At 67.1% G+C, this 22,182-nt stretch carries 17 protein-coding genes; 5 read left to right on the forward strand and 12 right to left on the reverse strand.

All coding sequences use genetic code 11. The features are described 5' to 3' along the window. Nucleotides 1-217: 217 nt before the first annotated feature. Nucleotides 218-1,675, forward strand: coding sequence for a glycine betaine/L-proline transporter ProP (proP, locus tag FGL98_RS04950; RefSeq protein WP_146315636.1), 1,458 nt, complete (start codon nt 218-220; stop codon nt 1,673-1,675). A 72-nt stretch (nt 1,676-1,747) separates the two neighbouring features. Here proP and FGL98_RS04955 read toward each other — a convergent pair whose 3' ends face one another. The 3 genes from FGL98_RS04955 to FGL98_RS04965 all read right to left on the reverse strand — a co-directional run bounded on the left by FGL98_RS04955 (nt 1,748) and on the right by FGL98_RS04965 (nt 6,003). Continuing rightward, nucleotides 1,748-4,627, reverse strand: coding sequence for a vitamin B12-dependent ribonucleotide reductase (locus FGL98_RS04955; RefSeq protein ID WP_146315637.1), 2,880 nt, complete (start codon nt 4,625-4,627; stop codon nt 1,748-1,750). 85 nt (nt 4,628-4,712) lie between these two features. Further along, the gene (nrdR, locus tag FGL98_RS04960) at nt 4,713-5,240 is read right to left on the reverse strand and encodes a transcriptional regulator NrdR (RefSeq protein WP_146315638.1); all 528 of its coding nucleotides are present in this window, start codon (nt 5,238-5,240) and stop codon (nt 4,713-4,715) included. A gap of 436 nt (nt 5,241-5,676) precedes the next feature. Further along, entirely contained in the window at nt 5,677-6,003 is a 327-nt protein-coding gene (locus FGL98_RS04965; RefSeq protein ID WP_146315639.1) for a hypothetical protein, read from the reverse strand. Between FGL98_RS04965 and FGL98_RS27040 the strand changes: the two genes are divergently transcribed. Together FGL98_RS27040 and FGL98_RS04970 are read left to right on the forward strand one after the other, a co-directional pair. Further along, the gene (locus FGL98_RS27040; protein WP_425460982.1) at nt 6,002-6,382 is read left to right on the forward strand and encodes a hypothetical protein; all 381 of its coding nucleotides are present in this window, start codon (nt 6,002-6,004) and stop codon (nt 6,380-6,382) included. The two genes, FGL98_RS04965 and FGL98_RS27040, sit on opposite strands and share 2 nt — an antisense overlap. Nucleotides 6,383-6,528: 146 nt before the next feature. Continuing rightward, on the forward strand, nt 6,529-7,281 hold the full coding sequence (locus FGL98_RS04970) for a hypothetical protein (protein WP_146315640.1): 753 nt from the start codon (nt 6,529-6,531) through the stop codon (nt 7,279-7,281). A 33-nt stretch (nt 7,282-7,314) separates the two neighbouring features. Here the strand turns inward: FGL98_RS04970 and FGL98_RS04975 are convergent, their stop codons facing one another. Beyond that, complete coding sequence (locus tag FGL98_RS04975) at nt 7,315-7,707, reverse strand: LysM peptidoglycan-binding domain-containing protein (RefSeq protein WP_186525992.1); 393 nt, start codon at nt 7,705-7,707, stop codon at nt 7,315-7,317. Between the two features lie 297 nt (nt 7,708-8,004). On the opposite strand from FGL98_RS04975, the gene lexA reads away from it, so the two are divergent. Next, on the forward strand, nt 8,005-8,724 hold the full coding sequence (lexA, locus tag FGL98_RS04980) for a transcriptional repressor LexA (RefSeq protein ID WP_146315642.1): 720 nt from the start codon (nt 8,005-8,007) through the stop codon (nt 8,722-8,724). A gap of 24 nt (nt 8,725-8,748) precedes the next feature. On the opposite strand, the gene FGL98_RS04985 is transcribed toward lexA, so the two are convergent. Beyond that, nucleotides 8,749-9,615 (reverse strand): Sir2 family NAD-dependent protein deacetylase, encoded by an 867-nt coding sequence (locus tag FGL98_RS04985; protein WP_246136374.1) that lies wholly within the window; start codon nt 9,613-9,615, stop codon nt 8,749-8,751. 86 nt (nt 9,616-9,701) lie between these two features. On the opposite strand from FGL98_RS04985, the gene FGL98_RS04990 reads away from it, so the two are divergent. Then, nucleotides 9,702-10,646, forward strand: coding sequence for a LysR family transcriptional regulator (locus tag FGL98_RS04990; RefSeq protein WP_146315643.1), 945 nt, complete (start codon nt 9,702-9,704; stop codon nt 10,644-10,646). A gap of 215 nt (nt 10,647-10,861) precedes the next feature. Here FGL98_RS04990 and betA read toward each other — a convergent pair whose 3' ends face one another. The 7 genes from betA to rpsT all read right to left on the reverse strand — a co-directional run bounded on the left by betA (nt 10,862) and on the right by rpsT (nt 22,056). Beyond that, nucleotides 10,862-12,625: a choline dehydrogenase gene (betA, locus tag FGL98_RS04995; protein WP_146315644.1), complete on the reverse strand. Its 1,764-nt coding sequence runs from the start codon at nt 12,623-12,625 to the stop codon at nt 10,862-10,864. Beyond that, nucleotides 12,622-14,145, reverse strand: a complete 1,524-nt coding sequence (locus tag FGL98_RS05000) for an aldehyde dehydrogenase family protein (RefSeq protein ID WP_146315645.1) — start codon at nt 14,143-14,145, stop codon at nt 12,622-12,624. Before FGL98_RS05000 ends, betA begins: the two co-directional genes overlap by 4 nt. A 132-nt stretch (nt 14,146-14,277) precedes the next feature. Next, nucleotides 14,278-15,969 (reverse strand): ComEC/Rec2 family competence protein, encoded by a 1,692-nt coding sequence (locus FGL98_RS05005; RefSeq protein ID WP_246136375.1) that lies wholly within the window; start codon nt 15,967-15,969, stop codon nt 14,278-14,280. A 724-nt stretch (nt 15,970-16,693) separates the two neighbouring features. Next, nucleotides 16,694-17,653, reverse strand: a complete 960-nt coding sequence (locus FGL98_RS05015) for a ComEA family DNA-binding protein (protein ID WP_146315648.1) — start codon at nt 17,651-17,653, stop codon at nt 16,694-16,696. A 107-nt stretch (nt 17,654-17,760) separates the two neighbouring features. Next, nucleotides 17,761-18,648 (reverse strand): DegV family protein, encoded by an 888-nt coding sequence (locus FGL98_RS05020; protein ID WP_146315649.1) that lies wholly within the window; start codon nt 18,646-18,648, stop codon nt 17,761-17,763. A 13-nt stretch (nt 18,649-18,661) separates the two neighbouring features. Next, nucleotides 18,662-21,523 (reverse strand): leucine--tRNA ligase, encoded by a 2,862-nt coding sequence (gene leuS / locus FGL98_RS05025; protein ID WP_146315650.1) that lies wholly within the window; start codon nt 21,521-21,523, stop codon nt 18,662-18,664. Between the two features lie 272 nt (nt 21,524-21,795). After that, on the reverse strand, nt 21,796-22,056 hold the full coding sequence (rpsT, locus tag FGL98_RS05030) for a 30S ribosomal protein S20 (RefSeq protein WP_146315651.1): 261 nt from the start codon (nt 22,054-22,056) through the stop codon (nt 21,796-21,798). Between the last annotated feature and the right edge of the window lie 126 nt (nt 22,057-22,182).

Below are 22,182 nucleotides of genomic sequence, written 5' to 3' on the forward strand. Positions count from 1 at the left end.
GTACACGACCAAGGAAATCGACGCGCTGCCCCTGACCCGCCACGAATTCCACGGCGACTGGAACTACACGCTGGCACCACCCGACACGCCGTAACCAACCCACATTATTAGATCGCAGCCCCTAACTGTGACAGACCGAAACCCACATCAGACCGACAGTGCCCGCAACGATCGCCCGGCGGCAGCGCCCCGCGGCGCTCGCTGGGGCAGTGCCCACGTGCGTTTTCTACGCCGGCAGTCCTTCCTCAAGCTCAAGCGGCGCAAGCCACCGCTGACCGAGGACAACATCACCGTCGTCGACCCGGCGACACTGAAGCGCGCCATCTCCGCGTCGGCTGTGGGCAACATGATGGAGTGGTTCGACTTCGGTGTGTACGGCTACCTGGCCGCCACCTTGGGGAAGGTCTTCTTCCCCGGTGCCTCACCGGCGGTGCAGCTGCTGTCCACCTTCGCAACCTTCGCCGTAGCGTTCTTGGTGCGCCCCCTCGGCGGCCTGTTCTTCGGTCCGCTCGGCGACCGGGTCGGACGGCAGAAGGTCCTCGCCGCGACAATGATCATGATGGCCATCGGCACCTTCGCCGTCGGCCTGATTCCCAGCTACAGCACCATCGGCATCGGTGCACCGATCCTGCTGCTCATCGCGCGCATGGTGCAGGGCTTCTCCACCGGTGGTGAGTATGGTGGCGCGACGACCTTCATCGCCGAGTACTCACCCGATCGCAAGCGAGGGTTCCTCGGCAGCTTCCTGGACTTCGGCACGTTCATCGGCTACGCCCTCGGCTCCGGTCTGGTCACCGTGCTGAACGGCTCGCTGGGCGATCAGACGATGCTCAACTGGGGTTGGCGCATTCCGTTCTGGGTCGCCGGACCGATCGGCCTGGTCGGCCTCTATATGCGACTCAAGCTGGAGGAGACGCCGGCCTTCCAGGAGCAGCTCGATGCCCATGACGCGAAGGTCAAGCAGCAGGAGCAGCAGAGCGGCGCCCAGGAGATCAAGACCGTCTTCGTGCGCTACTGGCGACCGCTGCTGGTCTGCATCGGCCTCGTCCTGCTTTACAACGTCACCAACTACATGATCACGGCCTACCTGCCGTCGTTCTTCACCGAGACGCTCGGACGTGGGCAGGCCAGCGCGGACATGCTGGTGCTCTCCTCCATGCTGGTCGTGGTGGTGATCATCGTGGGCATCGGCCGGATCAGCGACAAGGTCGGGCGCAAACCGGTGTTCGCCTTCGGCGCGGTGGCACAGATCATCCTGGCCATCCCGCTGTTCAAGATGCTGGAGCACGGCGGCACCGCCGCCCCGTTGATCGCTTGCCTGGCCTTCGGGGTGATCCTGGCATGCTTCGCGGCACCGACTGCGTCGACCTTGCCGGCGCTGTTCCCGACCAAGGTGCGTTACGGCGCGCTGTCGATCGGGTTCAACATCTCCGTGTCGGTATTCGGCGGCACCACTCCCCTGGTCACCGAGGGCCTGGTCAGCCTCACCGACAACAACATGATGCCCGCCTACTACCTGGTCGGCAGCGGCATCATCGGTCTGGTCGCGGTGTTCTTCCTGCGGGAGTCGGCCACCCAGCCGCTCGCCGGCTCCTCGCCGCAGGTGGGCAGCAAGCAGGAGGCCGCAGCCTTGATCGAAACCGTTGACAGGCTGCCGGAGCCATCGGTCGCCTAAACCGCTGCGGTCGCAGCACGAAGGCGGGCGGGGTGCCTGAGCACCCCGCCCGCCTTCGTTCGCCCGGGTCGGTCAGCTGCAGCCGGAGGTGCTGCCGCAACCCTCACACACATAGCAGCTGCCGGCCGGGCGCATCTTCGTGCCACAGGTCATGCACATCGGCGCATCCGCGGACTTGCCCTGGAACTTCTCCATGAGCTCGGCCGAGGAGTGCACCTCGCCCGAGGCCGCGCGCAAGGACGCAGCGCCCGTGCCCGACTTCAGATCCTGGGCATCCGCCTCGACCTCTGCGGACTTCCTCGTAGAGGCCGGCGCGGCGCTCTGCGAGTAGCTCTCGAGCTCACCGGCAACGTCCTCGTCGGACTCGTCCTGGTCGGTGGCGTCGGCATACGAACCGGTCTCGAGCTGCCGGGCGCGCTCGTCGGCGGTGTGGATGCCCATGAACGACCGCGTCTCGAAGTCCATGTGATCCAGCGCGAGTCGGCGGAAGACGTAGTCCATGATCGACTGCGCCATGCGCACGTCCGGGTCGTCGGTCAGGCCGGCCGGCTCGAACCGCATGTTGGTGAACTTCTCGACGTAGGTCTCCAGCGGCACGCCGTACTGCAGCGCCACGGACACCGCGATCGAGAACGCGTCCATCACACCGGCCAGGGTTGAACCCTGCTTGCCGAACTTCAGGAAGATCTCACCGAGCTCGTTGCTGTCGTAGGTGCTCGCCGTGAGGTAGCCCTCGGCGCCGCCGACCGCGAACGACGTCGTCTGGGACGCGCGACGCTTGGGCAGGCGCTTGCGCACCGGCCGGTACTCCACGACCTTCTCCACCGGTGCTTCGCTGTGACTCTTCTTGCCGTCCGACAGGGGCTGACCGACTTTGCAGTTGTCGCGGTAGACCGCCAGCGCCTTGAGCCCGAGCTTCCAACCCTGCAGGTGGACTTCGGCGATGTCCTCGACCGTTGCCGTCTCCGGCAGATTCACGGTCTTGGAGATCGCACCGGACAGGAACGGCTGGGCTGCGGCCATCATCCGCACGTGGCCCATGGGGCTGATCGCCCGCTCGCCCATCGCGCAGTCGAAGACCTCGTAGTGCTCCTTCTTCAGCCCGGGCGCGTCGATGACGTGGCCCTTGTCGGCGATGTGCTCGACGATGGCCTCGATCTGCTCATCCTGGTAGCCCAGCTTCCGCAGGGCGCGCGGGACCGTCTGGTTGACGATCTGCATCGAGCCGCCACCGACGAGCTTCTTGAACTTCACCAGCGAGAAGTCCGGCTCAATGCCGGTGGTGTCGCAATCCATCATGAAACCGATCGTGCCGGTCGGCGCGAGCACGGAGGCCTGCGCGTTGCGGAAGCCGTTCTTCGCACCGAGCTCGAGGACGCTCTTCCATGCCTGTGTGGCGTAGCGGTGGATGTCCCCGTCCATCGCGTCGAGGGTGCGCACCTCGTCGTTGGCGACCTGGTGCTTGCGCATGACGCGCTGGTGCGCCTCGGCGTTGCGGGCGTACCCGGCATACGGGCCGACGATGCCGGCGAGCTCGGCGGAGCGCTTGTAGGCGGCGCCGGTCAGCAGTGAGGTGATCGCCGCCGCGAGCGACCGGCCGCCCTCCGACTCGTAACCGCGGCCGGTGGCCATCAGCAGCGCACCGAGGTTGGCGTAGCCGATGCCCAGCTGGCGGTAGTCGACCGTGGTCTCGCCGATCGCCTCAGTCGGGAAGTCCGCGAAGCAGATCGAGATGTCCATGGCGGTGATGACCAGCTCGACGACCTTCTGGAAGGTCGCGGCATCGAACGTGTCGTCGTCCCGCAGGAACTTCAGCAGGTTCAGCGAGGCCAGGTTGCAGGAGCTGTTGTCCAGTGACATGTACTCCGAGCACGGGTTGGACGCCGTGATCCGACCGGTCTCGGGGTTGGTGTGCCAGTCGTTGATTGTGTCGTCGTACTGTATGCCCGGGTCGGCGCACTCCCATGCCGCCTTGTTGATCTTGCCGAACAGCTCCCGGGCGTCGATCTCCTCGATCACCTCACCGGTCTCACGAGCCCGCAGGCCGAATCCGGACCCGTCCTCGACGGCCTTCATGAACGCGTCGCTGACCCGGACCGAGTTGTTCGCGTTCTGGTACTGCACGGACGTGATGTCCTTGCCACCGAGATCCATGTCGAAGCCGGCGTCGCGCAGGGCACGGATCTTCTCTTCCTCACGTGCCTTGGTCTCGACGAACTCCTCGATGTCCGGGTGGTCCACGTCCAGGACGACCATCTTGGCCGCACGACGCGTCGCCCCACCGGACTTGATGGTCCCGGCGGACGCGTCTGCGCCGCGCATGAAGGAGACCGGGCCGCTGGCGGTGCCACCGCTGGAGAGCAGCTCCTTGGAGCTGCGGATGCGCGAGAGGTTGAGGCCGGCGCCGGAGCCGCCCTTGAAGATGAACCCTTCCTCGCGGTACCAGTTCAGGATCGAGTCCATCGAGTCCTCCACGGACAGGATGAAGCACGCCGAGACCTGCTGCGGCGACTTGGTGCCGACGTTGAACCAAACCGGGGAGTTGAAGCTGAACACCTGGTGCACCAGGGCCCAGGTCAGCTCGTGCTCGAAGATCTCGGCGTCCTCGTCCGAGGCGAAGTAGCCGTGGTCCTTGCCGGCCTTCACGTAGGTCAGCACAACCCGGTCGACGAGCTGCTTGAGGCTGCGCTCACGCACGTCCGTGCCCAGCGCGCCACGGAAGTACTTGGTGGTCACGATGCTCGACGCGTTGACCGACCAGAAGTCGGGGAACTCGACGCCGCGCTGCTCAAAGATCGTCTCGCCGGTCTTCCAGTTCTGCTGCACGACATCGCGGGTCGACCAGGTCACCTCGTCGTAGGGGTGCACGCCCGGGGTGGTGAAGATCCGCTCGACCTTGATGCCGCGGTTCTTGCGACGATCCTTTGAGCGTGCGCCGGTCGTCTCCGTCATGACTGGTTCCTCCGTGAACTCGAGTGCTTGATGTGCAGATGGTGTGGTGCCTGGGTATGCCGTGTGGTTGCGCGGGTGCGACGTTTCATCCATCATCTCGCCGACCACCGACAACGCCTTCGGCATCGCCTGGTGGCCCGCCGTCTTCAGGGTCGCGCCGGTCGGCGTCGCGTTCGGCCCGCAGCAGCGTGATGGCGGACTCGAAGTCCTCCAGGTTGTCGAACGCCTGATAGACGCTCGCGAACCGCAGGTAGGCGACCTCGTCGAGGCTGCGCAGCGGAGCCAGGATCTCCAGGCCGACATCGTGCGCGTCGATCTCCGCCGCGCCCTTGGCCCTGATCAGCTCCTCGACCTGCTGGGCGAGCAGCGCCAGGTGGTCCTCGGACACCGGGCGCCCCTGGCATGCCTTGCGCACACCGACGAGCACCTTCTGGCGACTGAACGGCTCACTGGCGCCGGACCTCTTCACGACGGTCAGGCTGGCCGTCTCCATCGTGCTGAACCGCTTGCCGCAGCTGGGGCACTGGCGGCGGCGCTTGATGAAGGTGCCGTCCTCGCTGGTGCGACTGTCGACCACGCGGCTGTCATCATGACGGCAGAACGGGCAATGCATGACGGCTCCTTCCAGACCTCGTCGTCGGCATGGCGACGAGTCGTCCCACCGCTTCGTCCCGGGCATGAGAATGCCCGGCAGGGCGCGAGGCTGTGGAGTCCTCAGTGGACATCCTGTGGAAACTCAGTGGACATCTTGGGGACTATATGTGGACGACTTACATCGCTGTAACTACTAGATGTAGGGATCGTATGCACTTGACGCCACCAATGCAAGAGCCGGCGCGAGCCGCTTCAAAGCCGCAGGTCACAGCCCCGGATCCAGCGCGCCAACGGCGTGGCGTGGCCCACGACGACCGCCTCGCCGAGCGGCCTCTGTGGATAACCTCAGGTGCGGTCCGCGGCCTGCGGCAGACTGACAGCACGCCGTAAAACAGGGCCGCAGACCTGCCGCTCCCTCGAGTAGCGGCCGCCGGGTCCCGATCTTTACCAAGACTTTAAGGTTTCGACCCACCCCGGGCCGCGGGTCTCGCAATAATCAGCGGTTCGCGGAAGGCAACCAGGGAGGCTGTCATGTCCATCCGACCACATCTGACCGCGCTGGCCCTCGCGACGAGCGTGACCGCAGTCGCCGGCTGCTCCGGCTCGAGCGACGCGGGATCCTCACCGACGAGCACGACCACCGCCGATGCGAGCACGAGCACCGCATCCGCACCGCCGCCAACGACCACCGTCAGCCCGCCTGCCACCAGTAGCACCGGCACGGCGGCCGGAGCACCCGGAGTCCCCGAGCCGGCCCGCCAACACACGACCCCTGGCGCCATTGCCTTCACCAAGCACTACATCGACAACGTCAACAAAACTGGTCTACATCCGAAGATAGGAGTACTAGAAGCGCTTGCGGCTCCGACCTGCAAAACCTGTAACAATCTCGCAGACAGCGTAACGACGCTAGTCTCATCGAAACAACACTATTCCGCCGAAGTCGAAATAATACGCTCCGCCCATCGAGTGACTGGCGAACCAGGCATGGTAATTGAGGTCCTAGTCGACCAACCAGAAATCTCGGTGTTGAATCAGAATGGATCAACCTCTCGATCCGTGCCATCAACGATCAATTCAGGATTGGTATTCTTCCTAGATTGGACGAAGGCGGGTTGGCGGGTTCACGAGATAAAGATTGACAATTCGCAGGCATCATGACGGCGGCAACAGTAGCGCTGGCAGCTATAGCGATTCTGCTTCCACCCGTGGTCGCAACAGATCCAGCCAACGATCCTGCATCCAACACTCACGGCTGCGTCGGTGTAGGAAACTGCGGCGTAGGTGGGGGTGGAGCATATGTTGGAATGCCGGCCAACGAAGTCAACAACCTGCCGAAGACGACGAAGGCAGAGTACAAGAAGCACACGGTGACCGTGGCCTACCAGTATCGAACACAGCCGATCTGCAAGAACGGCGACGATCCCGCGCACGGCTGCGTCGCGAACTATGGCATCTGCATCCCACTGATAAACGCAAGTGGCCCGTTGGTCACGATCAGCCGTCGCACCGTCCTACCGGAGAATGGGCACGGGCCGTGGGACAACGTTGGAACCACGTGCTACGCGACGCTGGTCCCCAATACCGAGAACAAACCGCAGCTCACCCTTGCCATGATCAAGGCGGCGTGGACCAAGACGCTATTTGCCAAACCCGACGTGAGCATCCAACCCGTCGGCAATCGCACCCTGGTGACGCTGCCGACCTACTTCAGCCTGAACTGGCCCAGGGCCGGCTATCAGCCCGACGAGATCAGCACCGTCACCCTGCTCGGCCACGGCGTGCGCATCAAGCCGACCTTTGTGCACAACACCTTCACCTTCGGCGACGGCACGACGAGCGGAGTCACAACGTCCAGCGGCGGCCCCTACCCCACCGGCGACATCACCCACGCCTACGACAAGGCCGGGACCTACACGACCTCGATCACGACGGCCTACGGCGGGCAGTTCAGCGTCGACAACGGACCCTGGACCACCATCCCCGGCAGCATCAACATCACCGGTGCCGGCACGCAGCTTCGGGTGGTGACCGCAACCAACCGGCTCGTCAATCACTGACGGCGAACCCGCGACAGGCGGGAGCTACGCCGCCTACCGCGGAATGCGCAGCGTCTGCCCTGCGTGCACGTCCAGCGTGTTCATCCGGTTCAGGACCTGCACGCGCACCACGGCCTCGTCGATGGGCAGCTGCGGCAGCGCGCGGTGCGCGATCTGCGACAGGGTCTGGCCGGACGTCACGGTCACCGTCGGCAGCGCCGCATCTCCTGCCGGTGCCGCCATGGCCCGCATCACGCCGAACCCGCCGAACAGCAGCGCGGCGAGGATGGAACAGGTGATCATCAGCCGGCCACGCCGGGTCATCCGCAGCCGACGCCGCGCATACGTGCGACACGGCAGGGCCGCTTCGCCGGTGGGCATCGACCGCAGGTGCCGACGACGCGGCGTGACGGTTGCCGGTGTCTCCCAAACAGTGATCGCGCTCATCTCATCCTCCACCTCTCGCGGCGCCTGGACGGCCGCCGTTGCTCCTGACCAACCGATCCCCGCATCCGCATCTGTCGCACATTCGTACGATAGAACCTTTGTACGATGTATAGCACGGGCGTTCGAAGTTGTCGACACGCGTGTCGTACACGTGTTTGAAAACTCTGTGCGAACCTCGTAGTCTTGTCTCACAGACAGAACTCAAGCACCGACCACCGACAACCCCGCCGCGGGAGGCTCAGATCCCAGCAATGGCGCGGGGCTTCGCGAATCGGGGACGACAGGACGGCACACACCATGGCCAAGGTTCACCAGATGCCCGACCCGGAGGGAAAGGGCCTGACCACTCGTCAGCGGAAGGTGCTCGAGGTGATTCGCAACTCGGTGGATCGTCGCGGCTACCCGCCGAGCCTTCGCGAGATCGGCGAGGCGGTCGGACTGACCAGCCCGAGCTCGGTGGCGCACCAGTTGTCGATGCTCGAGCGCAAGGGCTACCTGCGCCGGGACCCCAACCGCCCGCGTGCCATCGAGGTCATCTCCCCCGACCAGGGCAAGGACACCCGCGGCTACCGCGGCGGATCCAGCGTGCGGAGCGTCGAGGAGACCAGCGTCGACGAGACCGATCTCGGCAACGAGCGACCGGCCGCCACCTACGTCCCGGTGGTGGGACGCATCGCCGCCGGCGGGCCGATCCTGGCCGAGGAGGTCGTCGAGGACGTCTTTCCGCTGCCCAAACAGATCGTCGGCGAAGGCGACCTCTTCCTGCTCAAGGTCGTCGGTGACTCCATGGTCGATGCGGCGATCTGCGACGGCGACTGGGTCGTGGTTCGCCAGCAGCCCACTGCGACCAATGGAGACATCGTGGCTGCGATGCTCGACAACGAGGCGACCGTCAAAACCTTCAAGCGCACGAAGGGCAAGGTCTGGCTGATGCCGCACAACGACGCCTACGACCCGATCGACGGCACCGACGCGGCCATCCTGGGCAAGGTCACCGCGGTCCTGCGCCGCGTCTGACCAGAGGTCGGGGTGGGCCCTCGCCTAGCGGGCCGGGCCGCCGCCCAGCTCTGCGACCAGCCGGGTCAAGGTCGCGCCGAGCGGCGCGTCGATCTTGAGCGAGGTCTCGGCCTCCCCGCGCGTCCACCCGTGCGTGATGACTGCGACCGGAAGGCCGACGCGGGCCGCCCGACGCACGAATCGGTAGCCGGACATCACGGCCAGCGACGACCCCAGCACGAGCAGCCCCCGTGACGCCTCGACAGCCGAGAAGCACTGCTCCACCAGTGGTTTGGCAACGGACTCGCCAAACATCACCACATCCGGCTTCAGCTTGTCCGAACCGCAGATGATGCACCGAGCCGGCCGGAACTGCGCGACCAGATCGTCGGAGAGCAGCACATCCCCGTCCGGACGGAGCGGACCTTCGACCGAGCGATCGAAGTCGGGGTTCGCTTCGGCCATCCACTCATCGACGCTCGCCCGCTCGTAGCGCTCACCACAGTTCATGCACACCACCGTGTCGAGGTTGCCGTGCAGCTCGACCACATCGCGTCCACCTGCCTGCTGCTGCAACCCGTCGACGTTCTGGGTGATGATGCAGGTGACCGCGCCCTGCCGCTGCAGCGCGGCGACCGCCCGATGCCCGGCGTTCGGTGCCGCCGCGGCAAACCGAGGCCACCCGACATACGACCGCGCCCAGTAGCGCTGCCGTGCCTGGGGCGTCGCCAGTAGATCGGAGACGGTCATCGGTTGATTGCGTCGGCGGCCGTCCGGACCGCGATAGTCCGGGATGCCCGACTCGGTGGACAGGCCGGCACCGGTCAGGGCGACCAGCCCGCCGTCCCGCGCCAGGTCGACCAGGTCACGCCATACGTCCTCCCGCATGCCGGCCATCGCAGCTGTCGTCACCACACGAGTGTCACACGAACGGGTCATGCATCACGCCTGCACTCACATCGGATGAAATAAATAACTCATTGTTATATCATCGGGGCATGATCGACGCAGCAGGGCTACGGGTCATCCGGGCCATCTCCGAAGAAGGTAGCTTTACCGCCGCCGCGACCTCGCTCGGATACTCCCAGCCGGCCATCTCCCAGATGGTCCGCCGACTCGAGGAGCGCACCGGCACCGCGTTGGTCGAGCGGCTCGGACGCACCGTCCGGCTGACTCAGGCGGGCCAGGTGCTCGCCCGGCACGCCGGCCCCGTGCTGAGCGCGATCGAAGCAGCCGAGTCCGAGGTGGCGGCCATTGCCGGACTGCGCGCCGGTCGGGTGCGGCTGATGGCCTTTCCGTCGTCGTCCTCGACCCTCGTGCCCCGTGCGCTCGCCCTGGTCAAGGAACGCTTTCCCGACGTCGAGGTGAGCTTTGCCGAGGGTGAGCCACCGGAGTCACTGGCTGCGCTGCGCGCCGGCGAGTGCGACGTCGCCGTCGCGTTCACCTACGAGGGCACCGATATCGGCCGCGGCGAGGAACACGTCGAGACCTTCTTGTCCCGACCGCTGCTCGAGGACGAGGTCCGCCTCGCGGTGCCGAAGAACCACCCCCTCGCGAAGGCCGACAAGGCGCAGCTGTCGGACCTGGCCGATGCGCAGTGGATCGCCGGCTGTCCCCGATGCCGGGGCCACCTGCTGTCACTGGCAACCCGTGCAGGGTTCACGCCGCACGTCGCGTTCGAGACCGAGGACTACGTCGCCGTGCTCGGCCTGGTTGCCGAAGGTCTGGGCGTTGCACTCATCCCCGACCTGATCCTGCGGTCCGCCGGAAACGACCGCGTGGTCACCCTGCCCATCGACCCGGCCTCCCGCCGCACAGTGCAGGCGGTGACGACGGCCGACCTGGAGCGGGTGCCTGCCGTCGCCGCGACGCTTGACGCCCTGGTGGATGCGGCGCGGGCGACCTGCCCGTCCCCGCTCACTGCTGCGATCAGCGCGCGCTGATCGCAGCAGCTGTCCCGCTCAGCGGGATGACCCCTCGGCTGCCGCCACCGGCACCTCGGCGGTGATACGTAAGAAGGCCAGGTGACGCTCATCCGTGTGGAGCACGTCGTGGATGATCTTGGATGAGTCCAAGGCGTTTGCCCAAGACCGGGTCGGAGCCGCCGAAGACGATGGGATTGACCTCGGCCCGGGCGGGCCGGCGGTCTGCGCCGTGCTCATCGCGGCTCACGACCCCGAACTGGCGCCCGCGTCGCACCGGACGCGCTGGGCGGGTCGGTGCGAGCGTTCCAGGCATGGTTGCGCGGGTCACCGTCCGGGTAGAGCGGCAGGCCCTGCCCATGACGGTAGAACGGCACCATCGACGGGTTCAACGGAGTATTGCCCAGGATCAGGTCGGCCGCCTTCTCGGCGACCATCATCACCGGGGAGTAGATGTTGCCGTTGGTGATGTAGGGGAACACGGACGCGTCCACGACACGCAGCCCCTCGACGCCATGCACGCGCATGGTGCTCGGGTCGATGACACTGTGCTCGTCGGTGCCCATCTTGGCCGTGCAGGAGGGGTGCAGCGCGGTCTCTGCGTCACGAGCGACCCAGTCCAGAATCTCCTGGTCGGTCTGCACCGACCTGCCCGGTGAGATCTCGCCGGCACTGAACGGCTCGAGCGCCGGCTGCTCGAGGATGTTGCGCGCAGCCCGGATCATCTCGATCCACTCGTTCCGGTCGGACTCGGTGGACAGGTAGTTGAACTGCACCGCGGGATGTTCAAAAGGGTTGGTGCTCTTGAGCTTCACCGTTCCCCTGCAGTCGGAGTACATCGGGCCGATGTGCACCTGGTAGCCGTGCTCGGCCGCCGGCCGAGACCCGTCATACCGAATCGCGATCGGCAGGAAGTGGAACATCAGGTTGGGATAGGCCACCGCGTCATTGCTGCGGATGAACCCGCCTGCCTCGAAGTGGTTGCTGGCGCCAACCCCCTTGCGCATCAACCACTCAAGGCCGATCCGTGGCTTGTGGCGATGCTTCAGCCACGGTGCGATCGAGACCGGCAACTTGGACTCGTGCTGGATGTACACCTCGAGGTGGTCCTGCAGATTCGCGCCCACACCGGGCAGATCGACCATCGAGGTGACGCCCAGCGCCTCCAGATCCACCGCATTGCCGATGCCGGCAAGCTGCAGCAACTGCGGGGAGTTGAACGCGCCACCGCACAGGATGACCTCGCGCGCCGCGACACTGCGATGCAGCTTCTTCGCGCGCAGGTAGTCGACACCGGTGACGCGGTTGCCCGCGGTGCGCAGACCGGTCACCTGCGCGAGCGTCTCGATGCGCAGGTTCTTCCGGCCCTGCACGGGGTGCAGGTAGGCTCGTGCGGCGCTCAGCCGACGCCCGCGGTGTATGTTGCGATCGAACTTGGCGAACCCCTCTTGCCGATAACCGTTCACGTCATCGGTCATCGGATAACCGGCTTCCTGCACCGCCTCGAAGAACGCGCCGAACAACGGGGAATCTACCGGACCGCGTTCCAAGATCAAGGGTCCCGAACCTCCACGCCAGTCGTCGGCACCGGCAAGGCAGGTCTCCATGCGCTTGAAGTAGGGCAGGCAGTGCGCGTAGTCCCACTGCTCCATGCCCGGGTCCTGCGACCAACGCTGCAGATCCATCGGGTTACCGCGCTGAAAGATCATCCCGTTGATGCTGCTCGAGCCGCCGAGGACCTTGCCACGGGCGTGGAACACCCGGCGCCCACCCATGTGAGCTTCCGGCTCCGACTCGTAGCGCCAGTCGTAGAGCGGGTTGCCAATGGGGTACGGCAACGCCGCCGGCATGTGGATGAAGGGGTCGAGCTTCACGTCGTTGCGGCCGGCCTCGAGGACCAGCACGGAGGTCTGGGGGTCGGCGCTGAGTCGATTCGCCAGTGCCGACCCGGCCGAACCGCCACCGACGATGACATAGTCCCAGCGGTCCGGGGTATTCATGCGTCCTCCTCGAGGTCCTGCGACTCGCGCACTGCGAACCATCCTGCGGGTGCGGGTCGCGTGTTGTGCCAGATGTGCTTGGTCTCTCGGTATTCGTCGAGCCCGGCCAGGCCGAGCTCGCGGCCGATCCCGGACTGCTTGAATCCACCCCACTCCGCCTGTGGGACGTAGGGGTGAAAGTCGTTGATCCAGATCGTTCCGTGGCGCAACCGCCCGGCGACCCGCTCTGCCCGGCCTGCGTTCTCGGTCCACACCGCGCCGGCGAGCCCGTAAATCGTGTCGTTGGCCAGCGCCACCGCGGCATCCTCTGCCTCGTCGCGGGTGGACCCGGCGAAGGTCTCCACCGTGACGACCGGCCCGAACGACTCGTCCTGGACGCACTGCATACCGCCGTGGCATCCGTCGAGCACCGTCGGCAGGAAGTAGTTGCCGTCGGTGTGCGACCGGTCGGTGGATCGTGCGCCACCACAGCGCAGCTGCGCGCCCTCATGAACGGCGGTGTCCACGTAGGCCTGCACCTTCGCGAGATGGTCGGCGCTGATCAGCGGCCCACTCTCGGCGTGCTCGTCGAACGGCCCACCCAGGCGTATGCCGTCCGCCCGGCGCACCATCTCATCCACAACCTGGTCGTGCACCGACTCCTCCACAATGAGCCGAGAGCCGGCCGAGCACACCTGCCCGGAGTCGAGGAAGATCGCGGTCAGCGCATTGTCGATCGCGGCGGGCAGGGCCGCATCGGCGAAGATGATGTTGGGGTTCTTCCCGCCCAGCTCCAGCGCAACACGCTTCACGGTCGGGGCTGCCGCGGCCATGATGCGACGGCCGGTGTGCAGGCCACCGGTGAACGAGACGAGATCTACCCGTGGGTCGTCGGTCATCGCCGCGCCGACCGTCGCGCCGCTGCCCAGCACGAGGTTGGCGACACCGTCGGGCAGACCTAGGTCAGTCAGTTCGCGCACCAACCAGATTGACGTGTGAGGGGTGAGCTCACTCGGCTTCAGCACGAAGGTGTTCGCCGCGGCCAGAGCGGGCGCGACCTTCCACGCGGTCTGCAGGAGCGGGTAGTTCCACGGCGTGATGAGCGCACAGACGCCGACGGGCTCATGCACCACGCGGCTGGACACATTTGCCATCCCCGTGTCGACGACGCGGCCACCATCTGCCTGCGCCAAGGAGGCAAAGTGACGGAATACCCCGATGATGTCATCCATGTCGAGCCGAGCCTCGACGAGGCGCTTTCCGGTATCCAGGGCCTCAAGCCTTGCCACGTCATCCTTCTGCGCCGTCAGGCGATCGGCCAGCCCGTGCAGGATGGCCGCACGGTCGGGGGCCGGTGTCGTACTCCAGCCGTCCGCGTCGAACGCCCGTCGTGCCGCGGCGACCGCATCGCGGGCGTCTGCCGTGGTGGCCTCGGACACCGTCCCCACCACGGCACCGTCCGCGGGGCAGACAACGGTGCGCGTGCCTCCGTCGGACGCGCCACGCCATTGGCCGTTGATCAATAGATCTGTCTGTGACATCAGCGCTCCCGTGCTTGATCGATGACGCGACCAGCGCCGTCGCGTGCAGATCATGTCTAGCAAGTTCCCGGGTCGGTGTGCCAGTCTGCATCCATCAGGCGGCCTCTGCTTCCGCGCGACGGGCGGCGGGAGTCAGCGCTGCGTCGACACCCGCACCTGGCCGTGCTGCCCGAGGACTGCGACGTCACCCCATCGATCCGTGCGCAGCACCGTTGATCCACTGTCTCGAAGCAGGCTGAGTGTGCGCGGCGCCGGGTGTCCGTAGTCGTTGTCCTTGCCGACGCTGATCACCGCGACCGGTGCATGAATCATCTTGACCAGTTCGTCGTCCTCGTTCGAGGATCCGTGATGGGCGACCTTCAGCACGTCGAAGGGCGGCCCGGACGGCAACCGCACCAGCTCCCGTCGCACCGCAGCAGCCGCCTCCCGCTCGATGTCACCGGTCAAGAAGAACCGCAGCCCGTGTGACCTCAGGTCGAGGACGATGCTGGCGTTGTTCTGCACCGAGCCGGCACGGATCGTGCGGCTCGGCCACAGGACCTGCGCCCGCACGTCGCCCCAGGCCAGGGTGTCGCCGGTGGCCAGCGTCCGCAGCGGTATGCGGTGCTGCGCCGCCACGCGCTGCACCATCGGCGCCTCCGCGGGTTCGGCGTCGCCGGAGCCGGAGTCCCCCAGTGTCACCGGGGTCACGAAGATCTCGCGTGCGCGGCGCCCGTCCAGGGCGCCTTCCAGACCGCCCACGTGGTCTGCGTGAAAGTGCGTCAGGACGATCGCGTCCAGCACCTGCACACCGAGACGGTCCAGGCACGCGTCGATGTGCTCCGGGTCCGGCCCGGTGTCGATGACCACGGCATGTCCCGGTGTTGTCGCGATCGCGCCCCCGTCCCCCTGTCCGACGTCACAGGCGACATAGACCCAGCCGGTTGGCGGCCAACCCGCATGCAGCGTCGGCGCGCACGAGGCCACGAGGACCGCGACGAGGCCGCCCGCCAACCACGGAGACCTGCGGACGCTCTGCGCGAGCCAACGCCCGCACAGCAACAGCACCAGGGTAAGGAGCGCCAGGAGCACGGCGCCGGTCGTGCCGTCCGGCCACGGCAGCATCCCGAACGGAACTCGTGCGCACGCGTGCGCGATCCACGCGATGCCCCAGGCCGGCAGGCCTGCGACCCAGGACGGGAGCCAGGACACCGTGGAGCCGAACGGCGAGACCAGCACGGTGACGACGCCCGCGAGCGTGGCGGGTGCCACGAGCGGAGCCGCGAGCATGTTGGCCGGCACGGCTACGACGCTCACCGATCCCTGTAGCAGCACGATCACCGGCGCGCACATCGCTTGTGCGGCAACGGGTATCGCGATCGCCTCACCCAGCCAGTGCAGCCGCTGCGGCAGTCCGCGCGCGAACCAGGCGCCCCAGGGCCGGGCGAAGAAGAGCAGCCCGGCCGTCGCCAGGCTGGACAGCGCGAAACCGTAGGACCTCGCCAACCACGGGTCGATGACGAGCAGCAGCAGAATCGCCGCGCCCAACGCTGCGGGACCCGACCGGCGACGGGACAGGGAAACGCCCAGGAGACCGACGCCTCCCATGACCGCGGCACGGATCACACTCGGGTCCGGGCGACACGTCATCACAAAGATGACAATTGCCGCCAGGGCAATCGGCATGCGCCAACGGTGCGAGACGCGCAGCCAACCGGCGACGCCGAGTACGGCGAGCAGGACAAGGGTGACGTTGCTCCCACTGACGGCCGTGAGGTGCGACAGTCCGGTCGCCCGCATGTCGTCCTTGAGCTGCGTTGACACCCGGCCGGTGTCACCGACCACCAGACCCGGAACGAGGCCGCGCGGATCAGGTGGAAGGTGCGATGTGACGCTCGGAACGAGCCGCGCAGATCCTCGATCCCGCGAGTGAGGGCACCGGGTCGCCCGACCACGTGTGGCTCCCCACGCGGATTGATCAGCGCCTCGACGTCATCGCCCGGTTCGGCGGGAGACAGTCGTCCGGCAAAGGTCACCCGCTCATGCCAGTGGACCCGCAGCCAGGAGGCATCACCCATCACCAGCACGGGCGTATGCGGTGTGCTCACCTGGCCGCGCCCCTCAACCATCCGCACGCTCACCCGGGTGATGACGAGGTCCTCACCGAACCGGCCTTGCGATCCCAGCGCACGCGGGTCGGACACCACCACTGCTTGCACCCGCACCGTCGCGTGCGCCTGTGCGAGCGACTGCACGGTGCCCGCTTCACGGGTCAGCAGATGCCCGGCGGTGGCGACGAGCCCGAGCGTGCAGCAGATGGCCGCCAGGCCGACCACGGGCGCTGCCCGGTGCAGGCGAGGGTGTGTCGACCGGTCCCATCGGCGGTGCACAGAGACCACGACGGCGACGGTCGCCAGCACGGCGAATCCTACTGCCAGCACGAGGATTAGCCCTGGCGGCCAGCCCAGCGCGCACAGCACCGCCACCCAGGTGGCCGATGCGGCCACCAGAAGTCGCAGGTCGAGCCCTGAGGGTGCGACGGGCGGCGTTGCATCCGTCGCTCGGCCCATCAGACCCGCACATGCGATCGCAGCTGCTGCATCATCTTTTCCCCGATTCCACTGACCTCGCCCAGCTCGTCCACCGAGCTGAAGCGCCCGTTGGCCCGGCGCCAGTCGATGATCCGCGAGGCGAGCACCGGCCCGACCCCAGGTAGGGATTCCAAGGCCTGCTGGTCTGCCGAGTTGAGGTCCACCACGGCTGGCGTCGGCGCGTTGCCGGCGCCTCCCGCAGGCCCGGGCGGCGCTGCACCGGGCGGCGGCGTCACCGACTCACCGGGTTTGGGGACCTGGATCTGTTCTCCGTCCACCACACGCCTCGCCAGGTTCACCCGGCTCAGGTCGGCTGCGGGAAGCGCCCCGCCAGCAGCCGCCAGAGCGTCCGTGACCCGTGCACCCGGCTTCAGCTGGACGACACCGGGCTTGCCCACCTGACCGACCACCTGCACCACCACCTCGCTGGCCGTCGATGGCTGCGCCCCTGTCGAAGACCCCGTCGAAGGCCCGCGTGCGGCCGACGCACCGAAGGTCGACTGTTGGCCGTGACCGGCGACCGCGCTGCCGGCCGACGCCGTCGATGAGGCCGATGAGACCGGGTGCGGCGCCGCGGACGCCTTCGACAGGAGGACCCGTCCGCCAAAGATGACTGCCGCCACCAGCACCAGCGCCAGCGCCCCGATCAGCGCCAGCCTGCTCGGCGCAACCTCGGGGTCCCGGAACGCGGTCGGCGCGCGCACCAGTGGCTCGTGTGGGCGCACTCGGTTTTCCCCGCGGACGCCGACTCGATGCCGGCCGCTCGCGGCGGCGCGTCGTGACTCCTGCTCGGACCACCGGTCGAGCAGGTGCGGGCGACGATCCACCACGGTGTCCTCGGTCGGCAGCCATCCGGGTGAGCGTCGGACGGCGTCCAGCTCGTCGAGGACGGCCGAGAGCCGGTCCGATGCGTCGGATGAGGACGGAGCACCTGCCATGCCGCCAACCTAAGCAGCGCCGGCCGCTCAGAACGGTCGAGACCGTGGGCCTGTGGACAGTCAGGCGAGCCGCGCGACGGGATGTGGAAGACGTCCGGCAACGGCGGTCAGGTGGCTGCGCCCACTATGGGCATCCGGCCGGCACCCCGCGGGTTCACCGACACCGCAAGGGTGCCCGGCCCGACGTGCGCTCCCACGACGGCCCCGAGCTCCACCAGCAGGATTCGCCGGGCGGTCGGAATGCTGTCGGTGAGGCGCTCCACGAGCTGTTCCGCTCGCTCCAGGGAGTCCAGGTGCTGCACCGCGACATCCACACCGTCGGGCGCATCCATCGCGGCGGTTGCCGCCACAGTGCGCTCCTCGAGCCGTGCCAGAGCCTTCGTGGCGGTGCGCACCCGCTCCAACGGCTCGATGTGCCCATCGGTCAGCGTGAGCAGCGGCTTGATCGACAGGGCCGACCCGAGCAGTGCCGACGCCTTGCCGATCCGCCCACCACGACGCAGGTGCTCCAGCGTGTCGACATAGAAGATCGCCGACCCGCCGTCGACACTCTGCCGCACCAGCTTGACGATGTCGCTACCGACGGCCCCGGCCTCGGCGGCCTCGGCTGCGGCCAGCACCGCAAAACCCATCGTCATACCCAGGGCACGGCTGTCGACGACATGCACCCTCACCGGCACCTGGCCGGCGGCGAGCTCGGCGGACTCGATCGTCGCCGACATCTGCGCGGACAGGTGGATCGAGACGATCTCATCCACCCCGGCGTCAGTGAGTTCCCGATAGAGCTTCTCGAACGATGCGGGAGTGGGCCTGGAGGTCGAGACCGGCCGGAAGTCACGCAGGGCGTCCGCGACCTCACCGGCGCTGATGTCGAGACTCTCCTCGTAGGAGGTGCCGGCGACAACGACGTGCAGCGGCACCACGCGAATGCCGTGGCGTGCTGCCAGGTCCGGCGGCAGGTAGGCCGTCGAGTCGGTCACGACTGCCACAGCCATCAATACACCCCTTCTAGCTCGCGACGATGTTCACGAGTTTAGGTGCCCGGACGATCACCTTCCGGATCTGTCCATCGCCGATCGCGGCCAGGGCCTTCTCGCTCTCCCGTGCCAGGACCTCGAGGTCGGCGGCACTGATCCCGGGCGGCACCTGCAGCCGGTCGCGCACCTTGCCCATCACCTGCACGACACAGGTGACGGTGTCGTCCACCAGCAGCTGCGGGTCTGCGACCGGGAACGGCTCGTCGGTCATGGTCTGGCTGTGCCCAAGAGCGGACCACAGTTCCTCGGCGATGTGCGGCGCCAGCGGCGCGGCCATCTGCACCAGCGGCCCCATGACGGCTCGGGGTGGAGCGTCCAGCTTGGTCACCGCGTTGTTCAGCTCGATCAGCTTGGCGACCGCGGTGTTGAAGTGCAGGTTCTCGTAGTCACGGCTGACCCCGTCAATCGTCTTGTGCAGCAGCCGATTCGTCGCGGAGTCTGGCTCGTCGTCCACGACGCGTGCCGCACCGGTCTCCTCGTCGACCACGTTGCGCCACAGTCGCTGCAGGAACCGCTGCGCGCCGACGACCGCTCGGGTCTCCCACGGCCTGGACTGGTCCAGCGGACCCATCGACATCTCATACACCCGGAAGGTGTCGGCGCCGTACTCGTCACACATCTGGTCCGGCGTGACCACGTTCTTCAGCGACTTGCCCATCTTGCCGTATTCGCGGGTCACCGGCTTGCCCTGCCAGGTGTACGTCGTCCGCTCACCGTCGAGATGCTCCTCCACCTCTGCCGCGGGCACGGGGTAGCCGCGACTGTCTCGGAAGGCGAAGGCCTGGACCATGCCCTGATTGAACAGTCGTCGGAACGGCTCGTCCGAGCTGACGTGTCCGAGGTCGTGCAGCACCTTGTGCCAGAAGCGCGCGTAGAGCAGGTGCAGCACCGCATGCTCGGAGCCACCGACATAGAGGTCGACGCCACCCGGGTCGGCGACCACACCCTCACCGTCGCCCTGACCTGGACCCATCCAGTACTCCTCGACCGCCGGATCGACGAGAACGTCCTCGTTCGCGGGGTCCAGGTAGCGCAGCTCGTACCAGCACGAACCCGCCCAGTTGGGCATGGTGTTCGTCTCCCGACGGTACTTCTTGGGCCCGTCACCCAGATCGAGCTCGACCTCGACCCACTCGCTCGCGCGCGAGAGCGGGGACTCGGGCTGGGAGTCGGCGTCCTCCGGCTCGTAGGTCTTGGGCGAGTAGTCGGCCACCTCCGGCAGCTTGACCGGCAGCATCGAGTCGGGCAGGGCGTGTGCGACGCCGTCCTCGTCGTAGACGATGGGGAACGGTTCGCCCCAGTAGCGCTGCCGGCTGAACAGCCAATCTCGCAGCCGATAGGTGATGGTGCCCCGGCCGGTGCCATCGGCCTCCAGCAGCGCGATCACGTCTGCCTTTGCGTCGCCGACATCCTTGCCGTCCAGCGAGATCCGCTCGTTGGACGAGTTGATCATCGGACCCGTCCCGGTGAATGCGCTGTCCTCGTCGTGGTCCGGTCCGGGCTGCACGGTGCGGCGGTAGGGCAGGTCGTACGCCTTGGCGAACGCCCAGTCGCGGGGATCTTCGGCCGGCACCGACATCACGGCACCGGTGCCGTACCCCATCAGCACATAGTCGGCGATGAACACCGGGACGCGTTCTCCCGACACCGGGTTGACGGCATACGCGCCGGTGAAGACCCCCGTCTTCACCTTGCCGTCCGTCTGCCGGTCCAGGTCCGAGCGTCGCGACGTGGCCAACCGATAGGCGGCAACCGCCGCCTGGGGGTCGGCCGCGCCCTCGGTCCAGGCGCCCTGTGTGCCCTCCGGCCAGGCCGACGGCACGATGGCGTCGACCAGCGGGTGCTCGGGTGCCAGCACCATGAACGTGGCACCGAAGATGGTGTCCGGTCGAGTCGTGAAGACCTCGATCGAGTGGTCCGAACCATCGACGGCGAACCGCACCGCGGCACCGCTCGAGCGACCGATCCAGTTGCGCTGCTGCAGCTTGATCGACTCTGGCCAGTCCAGCCGGTCCAGGTCGTCGATCAGTCGGTCGGCGTAGGCGGTGATCCGCATCATCCACTGCGGCAGGTTGCGCTTGAAGACCGGGAAGTTGCCTCGCTCCGTGCGGCCCTCAGCCGTGACCTCCTCGTTGGCCACCACGGTCCCCAGGCCGGGGGCCCAGTTGACCGGGGACTGCGACTTGTAGGCCAGCCGGTGGCCGTCCACCGCGGCCCGTCGCTCCTCGTCGCTCAGGTCCGCCCAGGCGCGCCCGTCCGGGGTCGGCACCGCACCGGACTCGAACGCGGACACCAACTCGCCGATCGGGCGCGCCCGGCCGGCGGACGGGTCATACCAGGCGTTGTAGATCTGCAGGAAGATCCACTGCGTCCAGCGGTAGTAGTTCGGGTCGATGGTGACGATGGAGCGCCGGTCGTCGTGCGACAGCCCCAGCTGACGCAGCTGGCGACGCATGTTGCCCATGTTCTCTTCGGTGGTCTTGCGCGGATGCTGGCCGGTCTGCACGGCATACTGCTCGGCCGGCAGTCCGAACGCGTCATACCCCAGCGTGTAGAGCACGTTGCGTCCGGCCGCGCGCTGATAGCGGGCGAACACATCGGTGGCGATGTAGCCGAGCGGGTGACCGACGTGCAGGCCGGCGCCGCTCGGGTACGGGAACATGTCCTGGATCATTATCTTCTTACGGCGCCCGACCTTGTCGGGCTCGGCCCAGGGGCCCGCGGGGTTCGGCGCGTGGAAGGCACCGGACTCCTGCCAGCGGTCCTGCCAGCGGCGCTCGATCTGCCCGGCCAGCACGGCGTTGTAACGGTGCTGTGGCTCGGTCTCACTCATGATGTCGTCGTCCTTCGGGGGTGCTCTGGCGTCGGCTGCGCGTCGGACTCGCCACAGAAAAGAACCCCCTGCTCCGGCAAGGGGTGGCCGCGCTGAGGTCCGAGTGGATCAGCGCGGCTGGCTAAGGAATAGGAGCAGACGCTGCATATCCGTAGGGTAGCGCAGGCGTCGCCGGGCACGACAAAGGCCGCCTCCCGGCGGGGGGGACGGCCCTTGTGGTGTAGTTCGCGTCAGAGCGCGGCCGCAGGCTGCGCCAATCGACACAGGCTCCGTCAGAGCGCGTTGACCTTCTTCGCCAGGGCGGCCTTCTTGTTGGCTGCCTTGTTCTTGTGGATCACGCCCTTGCTGACGGCCTTGTCCAGCTTGCGGGAGGCGTCGCGCAGGGCGGCGATCGCCTCGTCCTTCTTGCCGGCCTCGGTGGCCGCGCTGACCTTGCGGATGTAGGTGTGCAGCTCGGACTTGTAGGCCTTGTTGCGCTGCGTGCGGACCGCGTTGGTCTTGATCCGCTTCATCTGCGACTTGATGTTTGCCACGTGGTACTTCCTCGGTCGATAGATCTGTTGGCTGTCGTATGAGGGCGACAGACGTGACTGCGGATTGGGCGTGGGGACACCCGGCGATTCAGTCACGCTGATAGTGCTGTCCTGCGAGCGCGCACG

It is taken from the genome of Leekyejoonella antrihumi (assembly GCF_007845645.1).
In the GTDB taxonomy this organism is placed as follows: domain Bacteria; phylum Actinomycetota; class Actinomycetes; order Actinomycetales; family Dermatophilaceae; genus Leekyejoonella; species Leekyejoonella antrihumi.